General features: G+C 30.7%; 21 protein-coding genes and 1 pseudogene. 7 read left to right on the top strand and 15 right to left on the bottom strand.

Features of this window, described 5'->3' with window-relative positions:
- Positions 1 to 265 precede the first annotated feature (265 nt).
- Together FGK85_RS11210 and FGK85_RS11205 are read left to right on the top strand one after the other, a co-directional pair.
- Complete coding sequence (locus tag FGK85_RS11210) at positions 266 to 844, top strand: hypothetical protein (protein ID WP_138206652.1); 579 nt, start codon at positions 266 to 268, stop codon at positions 842 to 844.
- Positions 845 to 997: 153 nt separating this feature from the next.
- Positions 998 to 1,552 carry a hypothetical protein gene (locus FGK85_RS11205; protein WP_138206650.1) on the top strand — a complete coding sequence of 185 codons (555 nt, stop codon included), beginning with the start codon at positions 998 to 1,000 and terminating at the stop codon, positions 1,550 to 1,552.
- A gap of 411 nt (positions 1,553 to 1,963) precedes the next feature.
- Here FGK85_RS11205 and FGK85_RS11200 read toward each other — a convergent pair whose 3' ends face one another.
- The 7 genes from FGK85_RS11200 to hypB form a co-directional block, all read right to left on the bottom strand.
- On the bottom strand, positions 1,964 to 2,521 hold the full coding sequence (locus FGK85_RS11200) for an ATP-binding cassette domain-containing protein (protein WP_138206648.1): 558 nt from the start codon (positions 2,519 to 2,521) through the stop codon (positions 1,964 to 1,966).
- Positions 2,496 to 2,831, bottom strand: coding sequence for an ABC transporter transmembrane domain-containing protein (locus FGK85_RS11195; RefSeq protein WP_138206646.1), 336 nt, complete (start codon positions 2,829 to 2,831; stop codon positions 2,496 to 2,498). The genes FGK85_RS11200 and FGK85_RS11195 overlap by 26 nt, the downstream gene beginning before the upstream one ends.
- Positions 2,812 to 3,858 carry a helix-turn-helix domain-containing protein gene (locus tag FGK85_RS11190; protein WP_138206644.1) on the bottom strand — a complete coding sequence of 349 codons (1,047 nt, stop codon included), beginning with the start codon at positions 3,856 to 3,858 and terminating at the stop codon, positions 2,812 to 2,814. Before FGK85_RS11190 ends, FGK85_RS11195 begins: the two co-directional genes overlap by 20 nt.
- A 497-nt stretch (positions 3,859 to 4,355) precedes the next feature.
- Positions 4,356 to 5,291, bottom strand: coding sequence for a DUF5692 family protein (locus tag FGK85_RS11185; RefSeq protein WP_138206642.1), 936 nt, complete (start codon positions 5,289 to 5,291; stop codon positions 4,356 to 4,358).
- Positions 5,292 to 5,433: 142 nt separating this feature from the next.
- The gene (locus tag FGK85_RS11180; protein WP_138206658.1) at positions 5,434 to 5,775 is read right to left on the bottom strand and encodes a hydrogenase maturation nickel metallochaperone HypA/HybF; all 342 of its coding nucleotides are present in this window, start codon (positions 5,773 to 5,775) and stop codon (positions 5,434 to 5,436) included.
- A 50-nt stretch (positions 5,776 to 5,825) separates the two neighbouring features.
- Positions 5,826 to 8,510, bottom strand: a complete 2,685-nt coding sequence (locus FGK85_RS11175; protein WP_138206640.1) for an FAD-dependent oxidoreductase — start codon at positions 8,508 to 8,510, stop codon at positions 5,826 to 5,828.
- A gap of 31 nt (positions 8,511 to 8,541) precedes the next feature.
- Positions 8,542 to 9,213 carry a hydrogenase nickel incorporation protein HypB gene (gene hypB, locus FGK85_RS11170; RefSeq protein ID WP_138206638.1) on the bottom strand — a complete coding sequence of 224 codons (672 nt, stop codon included), beginning with the start codon at positions 9,211 to 9,213 and terminating at the stop codon, positions 8,542 to 8,544.
- Between the two features lie 269 nt (positions 9,214 to 9,482).
- Here hypB and FGK85_RS11165 point away from each other — a divergent pair, with 269 nt between their 5' ends.
- Together FGK85_RS11165 and FGK85_RS11160 are read left to right on the top strand one after the other, a co-directional pair.
- Positions 9,483 to 10,190, top strand: coding sequence for a FadR/GntR family transcriptional regulator (locus FGK85_RS11165; protein WP_138206636.1), 708 nt, complete (start codon positions 9,483 to 9,485; stop codon positions 10,188 to 10,190).
- A 219-nt stretch (positions 10,191 to 10,409) separates the two neighbouring features.
- On the top strand, positions 10,410 to 11,258 hold the full coding sequence (locus tag FGK85_RS11160; RefSeq protein ID WP_138206634.1) for a DMT family transporter: 849 nt from the start codon (positions 10,410 to 10,412) through the stop codon (positions 11,256 to 11,258).
- Positions 11,259 to 11,333: 75 nt separating this feature from the next.
- On the opposite strand, the gene FGK85_RS11155 is transcribed toward FGK85_RS11160, so the two are convergent.
- Both FGK85_RS11155 and trkA read right to left on the bottom strand, forming a co-directional pair.
- Complete coding sequence (locus FGK85_RS11155; RefSeq protein WP_138206632.1) at positions 11,334 to 12,779, bottom strand: TrkH family potassium uptake protein; 1,446 nt, start codon at positions 12,777 to 12,779, stop codon at positions 11,334 to 11,336.
- Positions 12,776 to 14,146, bottom strand: coding sequence for a Trk system potassium transporter TrkA (gene trkA, locus FGK85_RS11150; RefSeq protein ID WP_138206630.1), 1,371 nt, complete (start codon positions 14,144 to 14,146; stop codon positions 12,776 to 12,778). Before trkA ends, FGK85_RS11155 begins: the two co-directional genes overlap by 4 nt.
- A 378-nt stretch (positions 14,147 to 14,524) precedes the next feature.
- Here trkA and FGK85_RS11145 point away from each other — a divergent pair, with 378 nt between their 5' ends.
- A complete protein-coding gene (locus tag FGK85_RS11145) occupies positions 14,525 to 15,283 on the top strand; it encodes an RsiV family protein (protein WP_243122860.1) in 759 nt (252 codons plus the stop codon).
- 341 nt (positions 15,284 to 15,624) lie between these two features.
- On the top strand, positions 15,625 to 16,191 hold the full coding sequence (locus tag FGK85_RS11140) for a cupin domain-containing protein (RefSeq protein WP_138206654.1): 567 nt from the start codon (positions 15,625 to 15,627) through the stop codon (positions 16,189 to 16,191).
- Between the two features lie 193 nt (positions 16,192 to 16,384).
- Here FGK85_RS11140 and FGK85_RS15815 read toward each other — a convergent pair.
- From FGK85_RS15815 to FGK85_RS11115, 5 genes and pseudogenes are all read right to left on the bottom strand, one after another.
- Positions 16,385 to 16,480 (bottom strand): annotated as a pseudogene (locus tag FGK85_RS15815) (TetR family transcriptional regulator); the annotation flags it as partial.
- 18 nt (positions 16,481 to 16,498) lie between these two features.
- A complete protein-coding gene (locus FGK85_RS11130) occupies positions 16,499 to 17,161 on the bottom strand; it encodes a nitrite/sulfite reductase domain-containing protein (protein ID WP_138206628.1) in 663 nt (220 codons plus the stop codon).
- A gap of 129 nt (positions 17,162 to 17,290) precedes the next feature.
- Complete coding sequence (locus tag FGK85_RS11125; RefSeq protein ID WP_138206626.1) at positions 17,291 to 17,605, bottom strand: cupin domain-containing protein; 315 nt, start codon at positions 17,603 to 17,605, stop codon at positions 17,291 to 17,293.
- A 190-nt stretch (positions 17,606 to 17,795) separates the two neighbouring features.
- The gene (locus FGK85_RS11120) at positions 17,796 to 18,539 is read right to left on the bottom strand and encodes a permease (RefSeq protein ID WP_138206624.1); all 744 of its coding nucleotides are present in this window, start codon (positions 18,537 to 18,539) and stop codon (positions 17,796 to 17,798) included.
- A complete protein-coding gene (locus FGK85_RS11115) occupies positions 18,536 to 19,018 on the bottom strand; it encodes a permease (protein ID WP_138206622.1) in 483 nt (160 codons plus the stop codon). Before FGK85_RS11115 ends, FGK85_RS11120 begins: the two co-directional genes overlap by 4 nt.
- 99 nt (positions 19,019 to 19,117) lie before the next feature.
- Here FGK85_RS11115 and FGK85_RS11110 point away from each other — a divergent pair, with 99 nt between their 5' ends.
- Entirely contained in the window at positions 19,118 to 19,774 is a 657-nt protein-coding gene (locus FGK85_RS11110) for a Crp/Fnr family transcriptional regulator (protein WP_138206620.1), read from the top strand.
- A gap of 87 nt (positions 19,775 to 19,861) precedes the next feature.
- Here FGK85_RS11110 and FGK85_RS11105 read toward each other — a convergent pair whose 3' ends face one another.
- Positions 19,862 to 20,350, bottom strand: coding sequence for a hypothetical protein (locus FGK85_RS11105; RefSeq protein ID WP_341472481.1), 489 nt, complete (start codon positions 20,348 to 20,350; stop codon positions 19,862 to 19,864).
- Positions 20,351 to 20,497 lie beyond the last annotated feature (147 nt).

The following is a 20,497-nucleotide window of genomic DNA, read 5'->3' as shown; positions in this document are numbered from 1 at the left end:
AAGATTTCGTGGGGTAGGGGTAAGTGTATCTATTTTTGCGACCTATCGGTCTGCGGGCTTACCAGCCCTTTAAGTAAATGTAAAAAGATACAATTCCAGTAAAAATAAAATTTTTACTGGAATTTAGATGCTAAATCTCTGAATAATTAATATTATTATTGCAATAATGGAATATATTGTAGTATAATTATATTAACAAATTTGTTAAAAATATTAATTATTTAGAATGGCTGAATAGTTACTACTATAATAATTGGGGGATATTATGTACAAGATTGTAAAAAAGATTAAAATAAGCGGACAAGGAATCACAAAAACGTTAGCTTTAACAATTGCATTGTTAGTTTTTAATAGTGCTATTGCTTTTGCATATCCGTATAACGCAACAATGGATTACAGTTGGGGATTCGATAAGGGAGCAAGCAGAGGGAAAATAATAATGTACTATCAATATGGTGCTATGAATTGGAGAAGTCATGTTGATTTTGGCGTAAATCAAATAAACAACAATCCAGCAGCAGTATCTTGTTACTATGGCTCATCATATAATTCTGCTGACATAGTTGTTTCATCTAACTATTGGACTGATGTTACATGGAGTGGAAGTGCATATGCACCTAAGTCAGTAAAACCAAAAACAGTTAAACTAAATTCTGCATCTTCAAGTGCAAAATCAGGTTCCTCATGGTTATGTAATAGTATTGCAACTCATGAGCTAACTCATATATGGGGATTAAATGATTGTGATAATTCTAATAGTATATGTTGTGGATATGATAGCTCACGAAATGTGAATACTATAACAAATGATGTTACAACCTTACTAAAAAGTAGATACAATTAATATAAATATATTAGGTGATTCTAAAATAGACAATTGAAAATGTTTGTCACAGTAGAAGAAAATTCAAAAGACTAACGGCTTAAAATTAAGCACTATCAATAGTTACAGTATTTTACAATCATCTAAATAAATATATGAATTGGAGTGAAATAAATGAAAAAAAAGTTAATTTCAGGTATACTTCTTGTGAGTCTTGTTATGAGTGTCGTAGGTTGCAATAAAGCTCTAGATAGTGCTAGTAAAAATAATGAAACAAAACCTAAAATAGTAGCTTCATATGAACAAATATCGGGATTAAAAGAGTTGAAAGATAGAGCTGATACAATAGTTGAAGCAGAAGGAACTGACAACTATGAATTAGTTGACTACAAGGGTATAAAAATGAGAAAAACTGTTATTAAAGTTATAGACGTTATTAAAGGAGATAAACAATTAAAAGAATTGAAATTTTTACAAAGTGAAGGGGTTAAAGGCGAAGAGCCTATAGCCAAAGGTGAAAAAGTATTGATGTTTTTAAAAAAAGGGGTTGATAATCCAGATTCATACATTACATTTGGAGGAACTCAAGGGATATATAAAATAGTAGAATCTACTAGTAAGAGTAATAATGTAACTAAACACCTAGAACCACACTCAATGGTAAATAACAAAATTTTAAAAGAATTAAATGATAATTATTATGATTTAAAGGAAAAATTAAGAAATTAATGTTCGGTATACACTTCAGTTTATATCACGCCCTTAAGGATCATAACCATCAAGCTAAGCTTATGCAAAGTTTGATGTTCATTATGTGGTTTAATCACAGTATAGTTTTAATAAAACAAAAGTCGTAGATTTTACTCTACGACTTTTATTATAGTATAATTGTATAAGTGACCTCTTAATAAACATAACTTTCCAGTTTATTTCACACCCATATAGTCATTATAAAAATGCCGCTAGATAGACACTTTTATTGATTACTGCCTTTAAAACATTTAAGAAACATTTCGCAATTTTTTATCCGATGACTACCTGCCGTAACACTCCCACTTCTAACAAAGTGGGAGATAACGGCAGCTACGTCCCTGGATAACGATCTCTAACCTTCAGTTGGAGTAAAAACTCCATCTGAAGCTAAGAGCTCTGTTTATATTCCATGGACTCACAAATATCTTCATAGGTACCACTTTGTACAAGCTCTCCATTTTCCATTAGAAGAATTTCATCAAAGCATCTCAATTGTTCCGATAATTTATGAGTTATCATTATCATTGTTTTATCTTCCATTGATAATAAGAACTTTTCTAACTTGTTAGTAATATTCATATCCGTTGCAGAAAACGCTTCATCCATAAGATAAATAGATGCATCAGCTAAACACATTCTATAGATAGCTAAAACCTGTTTTTCTCCGTCACTTAAATCCTGGCAATTTGATTTTTCAACTATAGAATTTAGCATATTTTTATCTAGAGCATTTTCTAGAAAACTAACCTTCTTAAAAGGAAATGAATTAAAGATTGTCACATTGTTTTTATATCCGCTAGCAAATATATGCTCCTGTTGATTTACATTATGAATTATATAAGAAGTATCTATATCATCTAGTTTTTCATCATCTATATAAATATTCCCCTTATTTAATTCCACATATCTCATTAAAGCATTAATTATAAATGTATTCTCCCACATCTTTAGCTGAAAATCTCTTGTAGCTATAATTAGTTATAGTTCTAAAGAAGTCTTTTTTTAAACTCACTTCAAAAGCAATACCCAATTTAAAATTCAATAAATTTTCCATATAGGAAAGACCCAAATTTAAAACATTACATCCAATATATATTAAAATTAGAATCCCTAAATAGGCTTCATCACCGCTTCCAATAGAATCAAATAGTTTTTTGGTTAAATAAGGAATATTTGCTAAAGCTATAGTAGCTAGTAGATCACAAACTACATTTAAAAGTATTAAATGCTTTATTTCATATAGATACTTCTTCATAATATTTTTTAAGCCTTTCTATTTCTCTTTTTGGTTTATCCACCATTTCCCCTAAATAAATATTGTACTCCTCTTGAAGAATGGAAATCTCTCTCTGCAAAACTTCAACAGCATTCTTATAATTTCCTAAAATCTCATATATCCACGCCATAAATTCAAGTGGATCTACAATACGTGGTTTCTCCTGTAGTTCCATAGACTTTTCATAATCTCTAAGTGCCCTATCATAATTCCCCACTCTTACCATTCGATCACCTCGGGAAATATATGCCTTCCAATCTAACGGAAACTCATTTACACCTTGATTCCATAACTTTATAGCACTTTCCTTATTACCTAACTGAAATTCAATGTCCCCTTCATAAATAAAATCCAATGGCGTATGCTTAATCTTTTTCACTTTCTTTAATGTATCCCTTGCCTTATCATAATGTCCGTCCCTGATTAACTGATCCAAATAAAATAAATGTCCACTCCAGTAATTTGGGTGCTCCTTTGTAAATTTCTCATAATATTTAATTAAACCATCATGCCTATTATAATATTCATCACCAAATACACCATTCTCTGCATGAATAAGTGCTCCGTGATACTCTTTCTCATAAGGTTCATATTTTAAAGCTTCTTTTATATAAATAGCCGCTTTCTTATGATCATTTTCAGCCCTGTGATTATAAAGTTCCCCTAAAAGGAAATACGCCTTGGAATCTTTAGGCTCATCCTTAAGGGTATTTTCAAGAAAATTCACAGCATAGTTAAATACTTCTGGACTTATTATCCTTTCATTGCAAATAATATTTTCTATTCTTTCCATTTGAACTTCAGAAGGTATAACAAATAGCTCATCAATAGTAACTCCAAAGTAAACTGAAAGCTTTGGTAGCAACTCAATATCTGGTGCTGTAATATTATTTTCCCATTTTGAAACTGCTTGATAAGAAATGCCTAGATGATTTGCTAACTCCTCCTGAGTAACTCCCTTTTCTATACGTAAATTTTTTATTTGTTTTCCAATTTCAATAGCCATACATTTACCCTCCAACTATAATTAAGCTGATTCATGAATCAACCTAATTATAGTTTACACTGTCTTTATATTCAATAACTTGTATTTTTATATAACTAAACCAATAGTTGAGGTAAATATATCTATTTAACTATCCCACAAAGGCATTACATGATTCCACCGCATTGTACCATTTGTGGTTTAATCATCTATATTAATTCTTTTTATAAAAAAGCTGCCAATCAAGAAGTTTTGCTCCTCAATTGGCGGCTCTATTAATTTTAATCAATGAAACTATAGCATATATTATTATACATATAGATTATTAACGGAAGGATAAACAAATATATTTCGAGGCTTTCTCTAAATGTCATAATCAGTGATGTTAACATAAAATAACCTCCTATAATCTAATATATTGATATTAGACTTAGGAGGTTACTGATTTCAATTATTTAAATTTTAGTTTACATTAAAAAACTTTGTTAGTAAAAATTTCACCCTAGAGGATGTTTATATTATTTATTTTCTTTAATAACCTGTTTATATGCATTTGTATCTACATATATTTCATCTTTTAATGGGTTAAGTTTTTTCTTAATAATCATATTAATTTGATAACCTGCTGCTGCAACATTTACAATTAAAGAAATTAAACTTACAATAAAAAATGCTGTTGGATTATGTGTAGTAGCCACAGGTGCTATACGGTCTGCAAAGGAAGGTACTGTCATAACAAACATAATCCACAAAGCAAGGGTTTGTGCACGGTGTTGTAACCATGCTCCTTTCTTTATAAAAAATGTAGGTATAGTACATGATAATAGCAGTGCTAAGCCACAATAAATTGAATGGTCAGATATACAGTTATATGTGTAAGCAAAGTTCCATAAATCATAAGCTAATACATAAATCCAAATCATATCAGGCCAAATCATATCCTTTGTTTTATCTTTAGATACAAAGATTCCAGTCCAACCACAAATAATTATAATATTTAAAATTCCTGCAATACCATTCATAATATTCCAAGGGCCAGACATTACCCATAAATTATCTATATAAGCTCCATTCCATGCACCATAGGTAAAACATTGAAAATCACGAATTGCTGCTTCAAATATATTAATTGCCAAAATAAGTGCTGGAAAACATAACACCCATTTCTTTTTTGCTATAGATGGTTTATATCTAATAGCCATAAAACCAAGACATCCTGCAAGTGCCGAATAAGTTTTCACCCAGTTAAACCAGTTGCCTGTTCCATATTCATTTCCTGGAGCTGCCGTTGTTGGCCAAACAAAAATAGTTAATACTATAGGAATAATTAAAAAAAGTGTAATTCCTCCCCATTTTGTTGAACGCCCAAACTCATTAAAAGCCATTAATGCAAATAAAACAAATAGCCAAATAGCCCAACTGTTAAAATTAGTTGCTTCATATAAAATGCCCATATTAATTTTTCCTCCTTATTTTACCTTGTATACATTCAAATACATATGAATTTTTCTTAGCTGCAACCATATTTATCACCATTTATCTTCAGAAGACCTATATTGGCTTCTATATAAGCTAATATAGGTCTTTTAATTTATTTTAGTAAGCAATAATCTCCTTAATCATAAACTCTTTTCCACTCAATAATCCCAAATCATCACTCCCACAATTTGGACACTTTTTACCATTCTCTATAATATTAAAAACTTTGCTGCATCTTTTACAAATAGCATTACCTGGTATTATTTCGATTTTTAATTTTGTATCTTGTAGTATTGTACCATCAACTGCCGCTGGATAACATTCCTCAATATACTTTGGAACCATTGATGAAAGCTCCCCTATTTGTAAAACTAATGCATCAATTTTAGTAAGCTTTTGCTTTATTGCAATTTTTTCTATAGTGTTAACAACTTCAATTACAACACCTAGTTCATGCAAATTAATCACCTATCCCATCTTTCTCCTATGCATATAATCTTAGATTATCTTTATTTTGTAAAAAGTTTTTGAAACTTTCTAACTGCAATTCTTCCTTTACGTTTTATAACATTTTTAACAACAACCGGTTTTAATTTTTCTAATGATACACCTTCATTGTCATACTTTCTTACAAGTGAAATAGCATCAAATTTACACTTAGTTGTGCATTGACCACATCCTACACACATAAATTCATCTACAATTGCAGCACCGCAACCAAGGCAACGATTTGTTTCCTTTTTTACCTGCTCCTCTGTAAAAGTAGCACGTGCATCCTTAAAAGACTCTTTTGCATTTATTCCATTTATGTGACCTGGTCTTTGTCTTGGGGTGTTATCATATCCTCCTAATTCAACACTACTTTTATCTAATTCATGGTACTCTCTTCTATCACGACCATTAACCAAACTTTGTCCTGGTTGAACAAAACGATGAATTGAAATTGCCCCTTGCTTACCCGCAGCAATAGCATCTATAGCAAATCTTGGCCCAGTATATGAATCACCGCCAGCAAATATATCTGGTTCTCCAGTTTGATAAGTAAATGGGTCAGCTTTTATTGTTTTGTTTGGATTTAATTCTACCTTGCTACCTTCAAGTATGTTACCCCAATCAATTGACTGTCCTACTGAAAGTAATACATAGTCTGCTTTAACAAATTTAACATCATTTTCATCATAAGTAGGATTAAATCTTCTATTTTCATCAAATACAGAAAGGCATTTCTTAAACTCTACTCCAATAACCTTACCATTTTCCGTAACAATACGTTTAGGTCCCCAAGAATTATTTATGTTGATGTGTTCTGATATTGCCTCTTCAATTTCTTCCTGAAGAGCTGGCATTTCATCACGACTTTCAAGACAGAACATATCAACTTTTGTAGCTCCCACTCTTATAGCATTTCTTGCCACATCAATAGCAACATTACCGCCACCAATTACAACTACATTTCCTTTAAGGTTTATATCTTTTCCTAAGTTTACATTACGTACAAACTCAACACCTGGGATAACTCCCTCGGCCTCTTCTCCTTCTACTCCGATTTTTCTGCCTGCTTGTGCACCAATTGCAAGGTAAAAGGCTTTGTATCCCTGTTCTCTTAACTGGCTAAGAGTAACATCTTTTCCCACTTCAACACCTATTTTAAACTCAACACCTAATTCTTTTAAAATATCAATTTCTGCATTAACCACTTCTTTTTCAAGTCTAAAGGATGGGATTCCTAATGTTAACATACCTCCAAGAGCCTTTTGCTTTTCAAATACTGTTACCTTATATCCATCAATAGCTAAATAATAAGCACAGGAAAGTCCAGCTGGTCCACCGCCAACAATAGCAATTTTCTTTCCATATTCATGTCTCTTTCTAGGCACATAACGATTTTGCATATTTAAATCCTGCTCTGCAATGAATTTCTTAATTTCATCTATAGCTATTGGATCATCAATATCTCCTCTAGTACAAGCATCTTCACATTTTCTAGGGCAAATACGTCCACATACTGCTGGAAACGGATTTTCTTTCTTAATTAACTCTAATGCTTCTGTATATCTTCCTTGAGCTGCCAGCTTAATATATCCTTGTACAGCAATATGTGCAGGACATGCAGTTTTACAAGGACTTGTACCCGTATCCACAACATTTTTTCTATTAATTCTATAATCTACATTCCATTTATCAGGACCCCATTCTGCATTACGCGGAGTTTCCTCCCTCACTATTGCTTCAACAACTGGTTTACTTGAACAAAGCTTTTGACCCAACTGTATAGCATTTACTGGACAATTTTCAACACATTCACCACAGGCAACACATTTATCCTTGTCCACATGAGAAACATAGTTAGAACGCATCATATCAGCATTTGTAAACATTGAGGCTCCTCTTAATGAAAGACATGAACATCCACAACAATTACAAATAGCATGGGTTTTTCCCGAACCATCTAAGTTCGGTATCTGATGCATTAAACCGTTTTCTTCGGCTCTTTTTATAATTTCAAAAGCTTCTTCACGAGTGATTTTTCTACCTCTTCCTGTACGAATATAATATTCTGCAGCATGACCTAGTTGTATACACATATCTTCTTTTAGGTGTCCACAACCTTCACCCATAAGTTCCCTTGCAGTACGACAAGCACAATCAGAAACTGAAAAAATTTCATTTTCATTAAGATACTTTGATATCTCCTCATAAGATGCTCTTCTTGTTTCTCCATTTATAGAAGTTTCTATTGGAATTACACGCATAAGTCCAACTCCTGGTGGAAAACTACCTGTTGACCTAGGTCCGTTTTCTATACCATAGGCATCAAAGGCCTCAGCAATTTGAGGATATTTATAGGAATATTTTTTATTATTAACCATCATCTCCATAATACCTGGTACCCAGGTTTCATACCAAAACTTGTCTTCTCCATTAATGGTATTCACAAAACAAACACCTATATCTGCTAATTCTAATAAAAGTTCTTTTGTCCTTTCAACACTTTTTCCGCATAAAGGTGCAACTTCTTCTGCCGTAATTTTTTTCCTAATACTCATACAAAGCAAAACTTCTGCCATTTCATCTGTAACAACCGGTTCAAGAATTCTATAACGGGCATCCTTCTCTGTAAACCATCCTCTAGAACCAGGTTTATTGCCACTAACTTGATTTGCAAATTGAAGAACTTTTTGTTTTACTGCCATATTCATTACCCCCTAAAGTAAATTTTTATAGCTATTGCTCATTCCATATTTTAACTTCATTACGTAACCAGTTTGCCCATTCCACTATTCCTTCACCTGTCTTTGCAGAAATCGGAATAATCTTGATATCTGGGTTTAATTTCTTCACTCGCTCCTTGCATGCTTCTAAATCAAAATCAAAGTACTCTAAGGTATCAATCTTATTGATTAATAGCACATCACAAATAGAAAACATCAAAGGATATTTTAATGGCTTATCATCACCTTCTGGAACACTTAATATCATGGCATTTTTTGATGCCCCAGTATCAAATTCTGCTGGACAAACTAAATTCCCTACATTCTCTAAAATTGCAAAATCAATTTCTTCAGTACCCAGTGCACGTAATCCTTGTCTAGTCATATCTGCATCTAGATGGCACATTCCACCTGTATGCAGTTGAATAACCTTTGCACCAGTTTGGGAAATAGTATGGGCATCAACATCAGAATCAATATCCGCCTCCATAACCCCTATTTTCATATCATCTTTTAAAGCATTGATAGTTTTTGTAAGAGTGCTGGTCTTACCAGAGCCTGGAGATGACATTAAATTTAACAAAAATGTTCTTTCCTTCTTTAATTCTTTTCTAAGCAAATCAGCATCCTGATTATTGTCATCAAAAACGCTTTGCTTAATTTCAATAACTTTGTAAGTATTCATATTGCCTTCCCCCTATTTTTATCCCACATTTTACTCTATTTTGCCCAGGTATGACTTGTAAATTTCAAATAATATCATTTTTTCTGTGGTCATACCAAGCTTGTTTAAATTTTAACATTATATGTATTAAAAATCAATGTTTTCTCATAAAGTTAAATTTTTATATAGTAATAATATATTATATACACTAATTAATTGACTTTTTTTGTAGATTTATCTACAATAATCTTGTGATATTTGGTCAGACCAATACAAAGGATGTGTTAGAAATGTCTTTACGTAAAATAGTACCTCCTACAATGAAAGAACTTTTTATTAAAGAGGTTGAAAGAAAAATATTATCTGGAGAATGGAAAATTGGAGATCGCTTACCTACTGAACGTGAAATGGCTAAGGAAACTAATGTAAGCCGAACTGTTATAAATTCAGGACTTTACGAACTTGCTCAAAACGGGTTTGTTGAAATCATACCTAGAAAAGGCGTTTTTGTTGGGGATTATATTAGAAATGGACAATTAAATACACTTTTGTCAATTATCAACTTCAACGGAGGTAAATTTGACAAAAAAACCTTTGACTCATTAACATCATACCGTATATATTTTGATTGTGAATGTGCATATTTAGCAGCTCAAAACCGCACTGATGATGATTTAAAGCTTATGAATTCCATTTATAAAAAAGCTCTTGAATCTACTAATAGTACAGAAAGATTTCAATTAAAATTTGAATTCCTCCATGCTATATATTGTGCCACAGGTAATAATATCTACCCATTAGTATGTAATTCTTTCAAAAAACTTTGCATTACCTTTAATGAACTAATATATAGAATTCTTAACTATGAACCTATTGATTATATGGCTGAATTGATAGATACCATTGAAAAAAAAGAACCGAATGAAGCACGAAAAGTAATGTACGCATTCTTAACTGAACGCATTGATGAGCTAAAACAGGTGTATTTTAAAGATTAATTTATACGAAAAATCTTAGTATAACCCTTTCCGTTTTATGTAAATATATTTTTATTTGGTACTATAAAATATTTTGAAATAATCTTTATTAAAATAAAAATATATGGTATAACTTATAAGGATACATAAAAGTAGATAATATACACGAGATATACGGGAAAGGAGGATTTAGTGAGGGAGCGGCACTTATAAGACGGATACCTCACTAAAGATAATTTTATGAGTAATAAATCAAAAGCAGTAATGTATATGTTATTATCATCTTTAGCCTTTGCATTTATGGCTGCTATGGTTAAACTATCTGGCAATATCCCTATTATGGAAAAAGTTATATTTAGAAATTTAATTAGTTTATTAGTTGCTTTTATAGTTTTGAAAAAAAATCATGCGCCTTTATTTGGAAAAAAGGAAAATCAAAAATACCTACTGGCTAGATCCTTACTAGGACTTACTGGGGTAATACTTTATTTTTATTCCATAAGCAAATTGTGCTTAGCAGATTCTTCTATGTTAAATAAGCTATCACCTTTTTTTATAACTTTATTTGCTATTTTATTTTTAAAAGAAGATTTAACATTTATGAAAATAGTATCTATAATAGTAGTTTTTATAGGAGCATTATTGGTTATAAAACCTCAATGGAATTTAAGTGTTATACCGGCAGCAGCAGGATTTTTATCCGCAGCTTTTGCAGGAGCAGCATATACCTTGGTAAGATTTTTAAAAGATAGAGAAAATCCATCTACTATAGTTTTTTATTTTTCTTTGATTTCTGTACTAGGAACTTTACCTTTTGTAATATTTAACTTTGTACCTCTAACTAAAATTCAATTTTTATACCTAATATTAACAGGAGTATTTGCTTCTATAGCTCAATTTGCATTAACTTATGGCTACAAATATGCACCAGCATCAGAGGTAGCCATATATAATTATACAAATATAGTATTTTCTTCAATAATAGGATTCTTTATTTGGAGGGAAATCCCTGATTCTCTAAGTATACTGGGAGGAAGTATCATAACAATAATGGCTATAATAGTATATATGTATAATAAAAATAGATAATAAAAAAAGTGGTTTTTTCAAAAGTAACATTGAAGAAAACTTTTGAAAAAACCACTTTATTCTTTTAAATACTATCTATGATCTTTTCCATCTTGAAGGTCTTAACATAAGTAACATTGGATATATTTCCAACCTTCCTGCTAACATACAAAATGAAAATACTATCTTACTAAGTGGTGAAAAACTACTGAAGTTACCCATAGGTCCTACTACCTTAAAACCAGGCCCTATATTACCTATGGTAGCAAATACTGAGGTAATAGTGCTTTCCATATCCATTCCATCTATTGATACTATAAGAACTGCCACTACAATAATAGCCACATATGCAAATATAAATAATCCTACTTGAGATATACTTTCATCATCAACTACCTTACCATCTAATTTCACGGAATTAACCATTCTAGGATGAACTATCCTGTTTACCTCTCTTTTTATAGCTTTAAACATAAGCACTATACGGACAGTTTTAATTCCACCACCAGTGGATCCTGCACAGCATCCTGTAAGCATTAACAATGCTAAGATTGCTTTACTAAGGGTTGGCCATAAATCAAAATTAGCTGTAGCATAGCCCGTAGTTGTTACGATTGATGCCACTTGAAAAGAAGACTGCCTAAATGACTGACCAAAAGAACCATTATTTAGTCCTCTTATGTTAAAAGCAATTACTACCATAGCCAAAAATACTATGCCAATATAATATTTAAGTTCTTCATTTTTAAAGGCCTGTTTTACATTTCCAGTAATTAATTGAAAATATACAGTAAAGTTTACCCCAAAAAGCAACATAAAAACAGTTATGATAACTTCTGCATAGACATTATTATATGCCCCTACACTGCTATTCATATTAGAAAATCCTCCAGTACCTGCAGTACCAAAGGCATGGACCATAGCATCATATAAATTCATGCCTGCAAACAAAAGCAATATTATTTGAACTATTGTCATGGCAAAATATATTAAATACATTATCTTAGCTGTTTGCTTTATTCTAGGAACAAGCTTTTCTGGAGCTGGCCCCGGACTTTCTGCCTTTAATAAGTGTATAGTGTTTCCACCTATAGAAGGCATTAAAGCCAATGTAAATATTAAAACGCCCATACCACCTATCCAATGGGTAAAGCTTCTCCAAAATAATATACCCTTAGGAAGGGACTGTACTTCCTGCAAAATGGTTGCTCCAGTGGTTGTAAATCCTGATACTGTTTCAAATATACAATCCACAAAAGAAGGTATTGCCCCACTTATGTAAAAAGGAAGTGCTCCAAACAAAGATATAACAACCCAACAAATAGCCACCGATAAAAAACCTTCTTTAGCATAGAAGGTCTTTTTCTTCGGCTTAATAGAAGACATTAATATTCCAACAGCCAACATTATTATAATAGTTATAAGAAAACTATAGGCATCTTTTCCCCCATAGATTAAAGATACAATAAATGGAAGTATCATAACTAAAGCTTCATACTTTATTACATTCCCTAATACCTCTAAAACTACTAGATAATTCATATTTTACGACCTCCCTCAAGGAGAATATCATTTATATCCATTAAATTACCTATTTCTGTTATTATAATTACACTGTCTCCGCTTTTAATGAAATCATTTCCTCCAGGAATTATTATATTATGATCTCTAACTATAGCCGCAACTAATACTCCTTTTTTTACTTTTATGTCTTTTAGAGGTATGTCTATACATTTAGTTGTTTCATTAGCAGAGAATTCCAAAGCTTCAGCCTTTTCTCCCACAATTTTATATAGGTTTTCAATAAAACTTCCCTCTTTATTCTTTAAGCCTCTTACAAATCTAATAATTCTATTAGCTGTAATCATTTTAGGACTTATAACACTTTCAACTCCAACCTTTTTAACTATGTTATTGTAATTTACTCTAGTTATTTTAGTTATAACATTATGTACATCGGAATTTAAAGCAAACAATGATGAAATTATATTCTCTTCATCCCTATCTGTTAAAGCTATAAATGCATCGGCTTCATTTAAATTTTCGGACTCTAAAAGTTCTTCTTCTGTTCCATCGCCATTTATAATAATTGCTTTAGGCAATAATTCGTTTAATTCTTGACATTTATCATAATTTTTTTCTATTATTTTTATTTTTGTACCAATTTTATCAATTAGTTTAGCAAGATAGTAACAAATTCTTCCGCCGCCTACTACCATTATGTTCTTAACTCGCTCTTGATACTTGCCTAAATATTGTAAAAACAATGTTATATTAAGGTGGTCCCCTATTACATAAACTTTATCATTACCTTGCAATACAAAATCACCTGTAGGAATTAAAACCTTATTATTTCTTTCTACAGCACAAAACAATACAGAACACTTTTTAAAATTAATACTAGAAATAGGTTTATTAATTATAGCGTCATTTTCTCCAAGTCTAAAACTAACCAAATCTACTTTTCCGCCAGCAAAGCTTTCTATACTAGATACAGATGGAAATTTAATAAGTTGTGCAATTTCAGTTGCAGCCTCTTTTTCTGGATTAATAACCATATCAATCTCTAATTCTTTTTTTAGAATTGAAAGTTCTTCAGCATATTCTGGATCTCTAATTCTTGCAATAGTATACTTTGCTCCAAGTTTTTTTGCTGCTAAACAGCATAAGGAATTTCTTTCATCACTATTGGTAACAGCAATCATCACATCTGCGTTATTCACCTCTGCTTGCTGTAGAACCCCTATACTTGTACCATTACCTCGTATACACATTACATCCAGGTTATCCATGGCACGTTTAAGCGCTTCTGGATTTTTATCGATAACAGTAACATCATTTCCCTCTTGTGATAAATGTTTAGCCAAAGTATATCCTACCTTACCATCTCCCACAATTATAATATACATTTTTCTTACCTATCCTTTCGTAAATAAAATACAAATCATCTTTTGAAAATCAATAATTTTACATTTGTAAAACACTATGCAATAGTTTAATATTATACAACAATTTATATTATATTACAAATTTCCCAAGCTTAAATACTAGCATTCTAATAAACATAGATAATAAAGTTGTTTATCTAGATAATATAAATTACTTAATAGAAAATGCTATAGTTAATTTTTATCCACTACCACTGTTCTGCTACATTTACAATTTAATTGCCCAAATATACTACTGCTAAACTATGTTATCATTTGACTAATTTACAGAGTTGAATTCACACAAAAGAATAATAAACATATATTGATTATAGTAAACGATGAAATAAGGAGATTATTATGTACAATTGTTTTTACTGCTACAACTGCCCTTATTATTACATGTGCAATACATGTAAATCCTACTATGATAAAGATGAGTATTTTCAATATGACCTTTTTAGACAAGATACTAATATAAAAAATACTTTACCTAAAAATACTGAAAATACAAATGATGGAAAAGTTCTATTAGAAAATCAAACTATTAATCCCCAAACATTCAAAATATCATATCCTTTTATAGACAATCCTAAGCAAGATGAAACAAAAAATATTATTAATAATGAAATAATTAATACAACTTTAGCTTTGTTTAAAGATCAAGTTCTTATACCAGAAAAAATAGATTTTGCAGAAATTATAAGTTTTTATGAAGTACCTTTAAATGAAAAAGGATTGCTCAGTATTTTATTTGGAATATATACTTATGTGAACAAGGCAGCTCATGGATTTACTAAATACGCATCTCTAACTATAGACTTAAAATCTGGGAAGGTATATACATTTGAAGATTTATTCAATCCTAAATTTTATTACAAACCAATTTTAGATGATTTAGCTAAAAAGTATATAATGGAAAATAATATACCATTAATTAATGAATATAATGGTATAAGAGAAAATCAAGAATTTTACCTAACACCAAATTCCCTAGTAATTTACTATCAGGTTTATGAATATACACCTTACTCACATGGATTATTTAAAATAGAGATTCCTTATGAAAAAATTAAAACCATATTATATCCTGGAAGTCCTATACAAAGACTTTTATAATACTTGAAATAATTAGTTAACAGTATTCCATAAACAGAGCTCTAACCTTCAGATGGAGTTTTTACTCCAACTGAAGGTTAGAGCTATACAGAGGACTAAAAGATATGGGAGTGGAAACTGAACTTGTAATATTCAAAGGAATGAAGCACGGACCAACAAAGCCAGGTATACACAGAGCCATTATGGAACAAAACTTAGATTGGTTTGTTAAGCATATTTAAAATACAAAAACTTTTGTATACAACTTAATCTTGCAACTATATACTTTCTATAAATGAAAGCACCTTCTCTAAACCTTAATCATAGGATAATATTATGAATCTATGAAAGGAATGATCAATATGCATAATTCTTGCCAAACATATTATTGCCCTTATTATATGAACACACCATATAATGCTTGGGACATTATGTATAATTATTACAACATGTACCGCTGTCCTTACTACGTTGACACTCAAATGTATAACTCAGACTTTCCAAAAATTCAATTAAAAGATTATGTTCCCTACCCCTTTGTAGTTAATATTGAAGAAGCTACTAAACAAAATAATACTTTCCGTACTGCTTTATGGACGGGAAACCATTTGCAACTTACTTTAATGAGCATACCTGTTGGAGGAGAAATAGGTTTAGAGAGTCATCCTAATCTTGATCAATTCATACGTATTGAAGAAGGTCAAGGCATTGTTAAAATGGGTGATAGAAAAGATTACTTGGATTTTCAAAAAAGAGTATATGATGATTTTGCTTTTATCATACCTGCTGGTAAATGGCATAATCTAATCAATACAGGTTATAAACCAATTAAATTATACTCTATTTATGCTCCTCCTCAACATCCAAGCGGTACAGTTCATGTAACTAAGGCTGAGGCAGAAGCTACTGAACAACATTATCCTAGATAAGCTTCCTAAGGTTTGGGTACTTAAAGTATAGACATAAAAATAAAATGTGATAACTTAAATGTTAAGCTATCACATTTTTTGTACTCTAATAATAGTAAATTTGCACCCTTGGTGTACATTTTATTTATATTTACATGTACATATTTTTAAAAATACTTCTTCAGTATCAATATTACCGTAAAAATTTTTAGAAAATTTGAGTAAGTGCACACTGATAAAAGGAGGCAATGAGATTTTTATCTTCCAAAGAAGCTGAGATGCCTTCACTTACTTTATTGCCACTCCCATTACAAAACAGTTTTGTCTCTTAGCACTTACTTAAGACTTCTTTTCTAAAGTTTTCTAAAGAAACCCTTTCAATAAAAAAACTTAATTTTTCTCCCTGCTTGGCATTTTCCTTATAATACTCAAATATAGCATCTACTAATCTTAAAGCCTGTTCTTCTGATAAATCTTTAGCTATAATATCAGCAATCCTAGGATTATATCCTGCTGAACCACCTGCTGTTACCATGAGTTTACCATTAATGTCCGCTATAACTCCTACATCCTTACTATAAACGCTTCCGCAAGCATTTCTACATCCTGATACACCTATTTTAGTTCTACAAGGCATATCCATCCATTGATATTTTTTAGATAGTTTCATACCTATACCAATGGTATTAAATTTTGACCTCTTACAAAATCCTGCTGGGCACATCTCTACATTTTTAACAGAATTTTGAGTTTTAACAGCCGGTTCCATACGCAGTTCTTCCCATATTTTAGGCAAATCACTTTCCTCTAAATTAGTTATCAATATTCTCTGTCCAGATGTTATTTTTATAGCTCCATTATACTTTTTAGCTACTTCGGCTATTTTTTGAAGCTTCTCCGGGGTTATAAATCCCCCAGGTATATGCGGAGTTATACCATATTTTCTTTTGCCTTCCCTTATCTTTTGCAAATTCCCAAAATATTCTCCCATATATTGCCTCCTACATTTCATTTTTTAAATATATTATATCCTATCTAATATATTTAAAAAAACATATAAGTATTTATCCCCTATTTCTTAAAATAAACTTCTAGTTTATTTTATTGCTTTTTATTTTCATTATTTTACCGGTGCCGGTGCTTTTACCACAATTAACTCTAAAATTTCATCATGCTTATTTCCCACATTCATTTTTGTTTTAAAAGGTATTTTCAACACACTTCCTTCACTATATTCATGGATTTCCTGTTCATCTAATGCTATAGATAATATGCCTTTAAGTACAGTCATATAAACATTAGAATTTGAAAAATGCTCTGGCAACCCTTCGCCTTTGTTAAATATCATGTGCAAATAATTAATATTTTCATCAAAAATAAGCTTTTCTACAGTTTTAACATTATCTCTAGTCATTTTATAAACTTTCTCTATCATTTACTTTACCTCCATAAATTATATTTTTATCTAAATTTATTATATAAATATTATCATACCAAGATAAAATTTTCTGTAACATATGCTACATTAATACATCCACTTTATGTGGCTGTGGCATTAATAAAATTACATACAGCATATTGCTTTGCAAGTTTAAAATAAACATAATATATTGTATGCGTTACTTTTAGTGCGGCAGTCCCTTATTTACATACCTAATGGCTTTAGCTGGACACTTATCTATGGCTTGGCTAATTTGATTACTTTCTTCACATCTCAATATTTTCTTGGTTACTACTGCCTTTTTATCCTTGACAATAAATTCTTCTGGTGCTATCCTCATACACATTCCGCAACCAATGCAAAATTTTTCATCTACACTTAAAATAGCATCTTCTTCATCTATAACATCGTCTTTAGGAATATCCTCTTTTTTTACAATTTTAGAAGTAATAATTGCCATAATTAAAATTGATACTGTTGTTAAACTCCACCTAATAATCATAAACTTAGGCCCAAGAAATTTAGATTCATTAGCCAGCATGGGAACCTTAATCACCGCCCAAGCGCTTAAAATAATAACTATATTAGCTACACTTGCTCCTTTTTTAATAAGCATTTTGCATACAGGAAAAGCGGCATATATAGGCCCTGCTGAAAAGCTTCCTAATAAAAAAGAAAATACAAAACCTTTAGCACCTGAACCTTCTCCTAGAGCATTTTCAATTGTTTTTTTAGGAACCCAAGCTTCAATGAGAGAAGTGAGCAAAAGTACCACGGGCATTATTATAAACATTTCTTTTATATAATATAAACTGTTATTTAATGATTGTATGCCCTTATCAGGCATGAAAATTAGTAAAAATAAATATATAACAATGACAAATGCTAAAAAAATATTATTCTTAATTTTCTTTATAACTGTATTCATATTATTCCTCCCATTAAAAGTGCTATAATGATTGCAAATCCAAAGCTTAACAAATTTCTAGTCAATGCAAACTTAATTCCAAATTCCTTTTTCTCAAGCGGGAATGTTACAAATCCCACCATAGTAAGGGTAGTTAAAAATGCAACTATTGGTACTATATTAGCACCTGCATTTACAAGTGAACCCACCAATGGGAAAGCCACGAAGGCTGGTATTAATGTAATACTTCCTGCAAGAGCTGAGATAACCGTTGATATAAGTATATTTGCCCCCCCTAGATATTGCTTAATTTTATCTGGTGGGATAAATGTAAGTATTAATCCTATTAGAAAAAGTATTCCTATAATTTCTCCTATCATGTTTTTCATTAGTCCGCTTGACATTTTAATTGAATTAAAAGTTTTCTTCTTATTTTTAATAACAGATACAATAAACCCAATTATTGTAATTACCCAAAGAACTATTGTAAAAATATCCATTCAACTTTCCTCCTCAATTCTCTTTACTTTCATTATAGATTGTTTTAATATTAAAGTTAGTTACCTAGGTCACTAATTTTAGAAAGGAGAAATATTTTTATGTTAGACTTTATCCATATACTTGAGAATATAGATTTGTTTAAAGAACTAGATCGTGAAGATATATTCAAATTATTTACAATACATTCTTATAATATAAAAAGTTATAAAAAAAATGCAGTAATATACTTTCAAAATGAAAAGTGTACAACTTTTGACATAGTTTTAAAGGGAACTATTTCCGTACAAGGAATTGATGATAAAGGAAACTACATATCTATAAGTGATTTTACTATCGGCAATATGATAGGTGGTAACTTGCTTTTCTCTCATAAAAATTTTTATCCAATGATGGTTTTATCAAAAACTGAGGCAACTATTCTTCATCTAAAAAAGGATTTGATTTTAAAGCTTTGCCAAAGTAATGCCAATTTCTTAACTAAGTTTCTTCAATCACTATCAGATAAGACATTAATTCTAACAGATAAAATAAAATCACTATCGTTTAAATCCTTAAGACAGTGTATAGTTGATTTTTTAATATATGAAAGTCATACTCAAAAAAGCAACAAGATTAAATTAAAATTAACTAAAAAAGAATTATCCGAAAGATTCGGTGTGCAAAGAACTTCTTTATCTCGTGAATTAAATAAAATGAGAAAAGATGGATTGATAGAGTATGATGCACATTATATTACAATTATTAATATAAATTAATTATCTTGAAATATACTTGTAGATTTCATCCATAAACTTATATTTTTTATTGAAAAATCTTTTTCCAATGAGCTACTTAAATAAAAACTATGTCTGCACTTTTTGTGCCTTTGAATCTTTATACTGATGAATCTTTACCATTACTAAACGAGCTATTGGCTGCGCAATACAAGCTTCAACAAAGAAAGCAATAGCGAAGTTACGAGGCCACTTGTAAAAAAACATACGAATAGGCTCCATGCTAATATGGCGGCTTCCTATCCAAGTGCCAATAACAGTTAAAAAGATAGACATTAGAAATACTGTAAAGAGAATGTTTATCACAATATGAGCTCCAAAGCTATCGCCCTCTTTCACAACTCGCGAGGTTAAACATTCAGCTGGTTTATATGTAATCAATACTAACGCAATTACAGCAATCCAAATAAAAGGGATAACCTTAATCGTATCAGCCCAAATATACATGTGAAAACCTAATTCAAAAAATGTTATAAGAGGTGCAATAATGTTAACAGAGATAATCGATATAACCACCATAAATAATGCAAATTCTTTTTTGTTTTGTGGTAATTTCATATAAAATTCCATACTTTTTTGTAAGCGTCAAAGTTTTAGCACCTTTAATAATTCCAAGAATAGTATTAAAATATCCTAGTAAGGCAAGAATATGCTTTACTAGGATTAATTTATTTTTTATCTTTAATTTTCATATTTTCAGGAATC

Source organism: Haloimpatiens lingqiaonensis (assembly GCF_901447495.1).
Lineage (GTDB): Bacteria > Bacillota > Clostridia > Clostridiales > Clostridiaceae > Haloimpatiens > Haloimpatiens lingqiaonensis.
The sequence above is the reverse complement of the archived record's forward strand: the minus strand, read 5'-3'. Positions and strand labels throughout refer to the sequence as shown.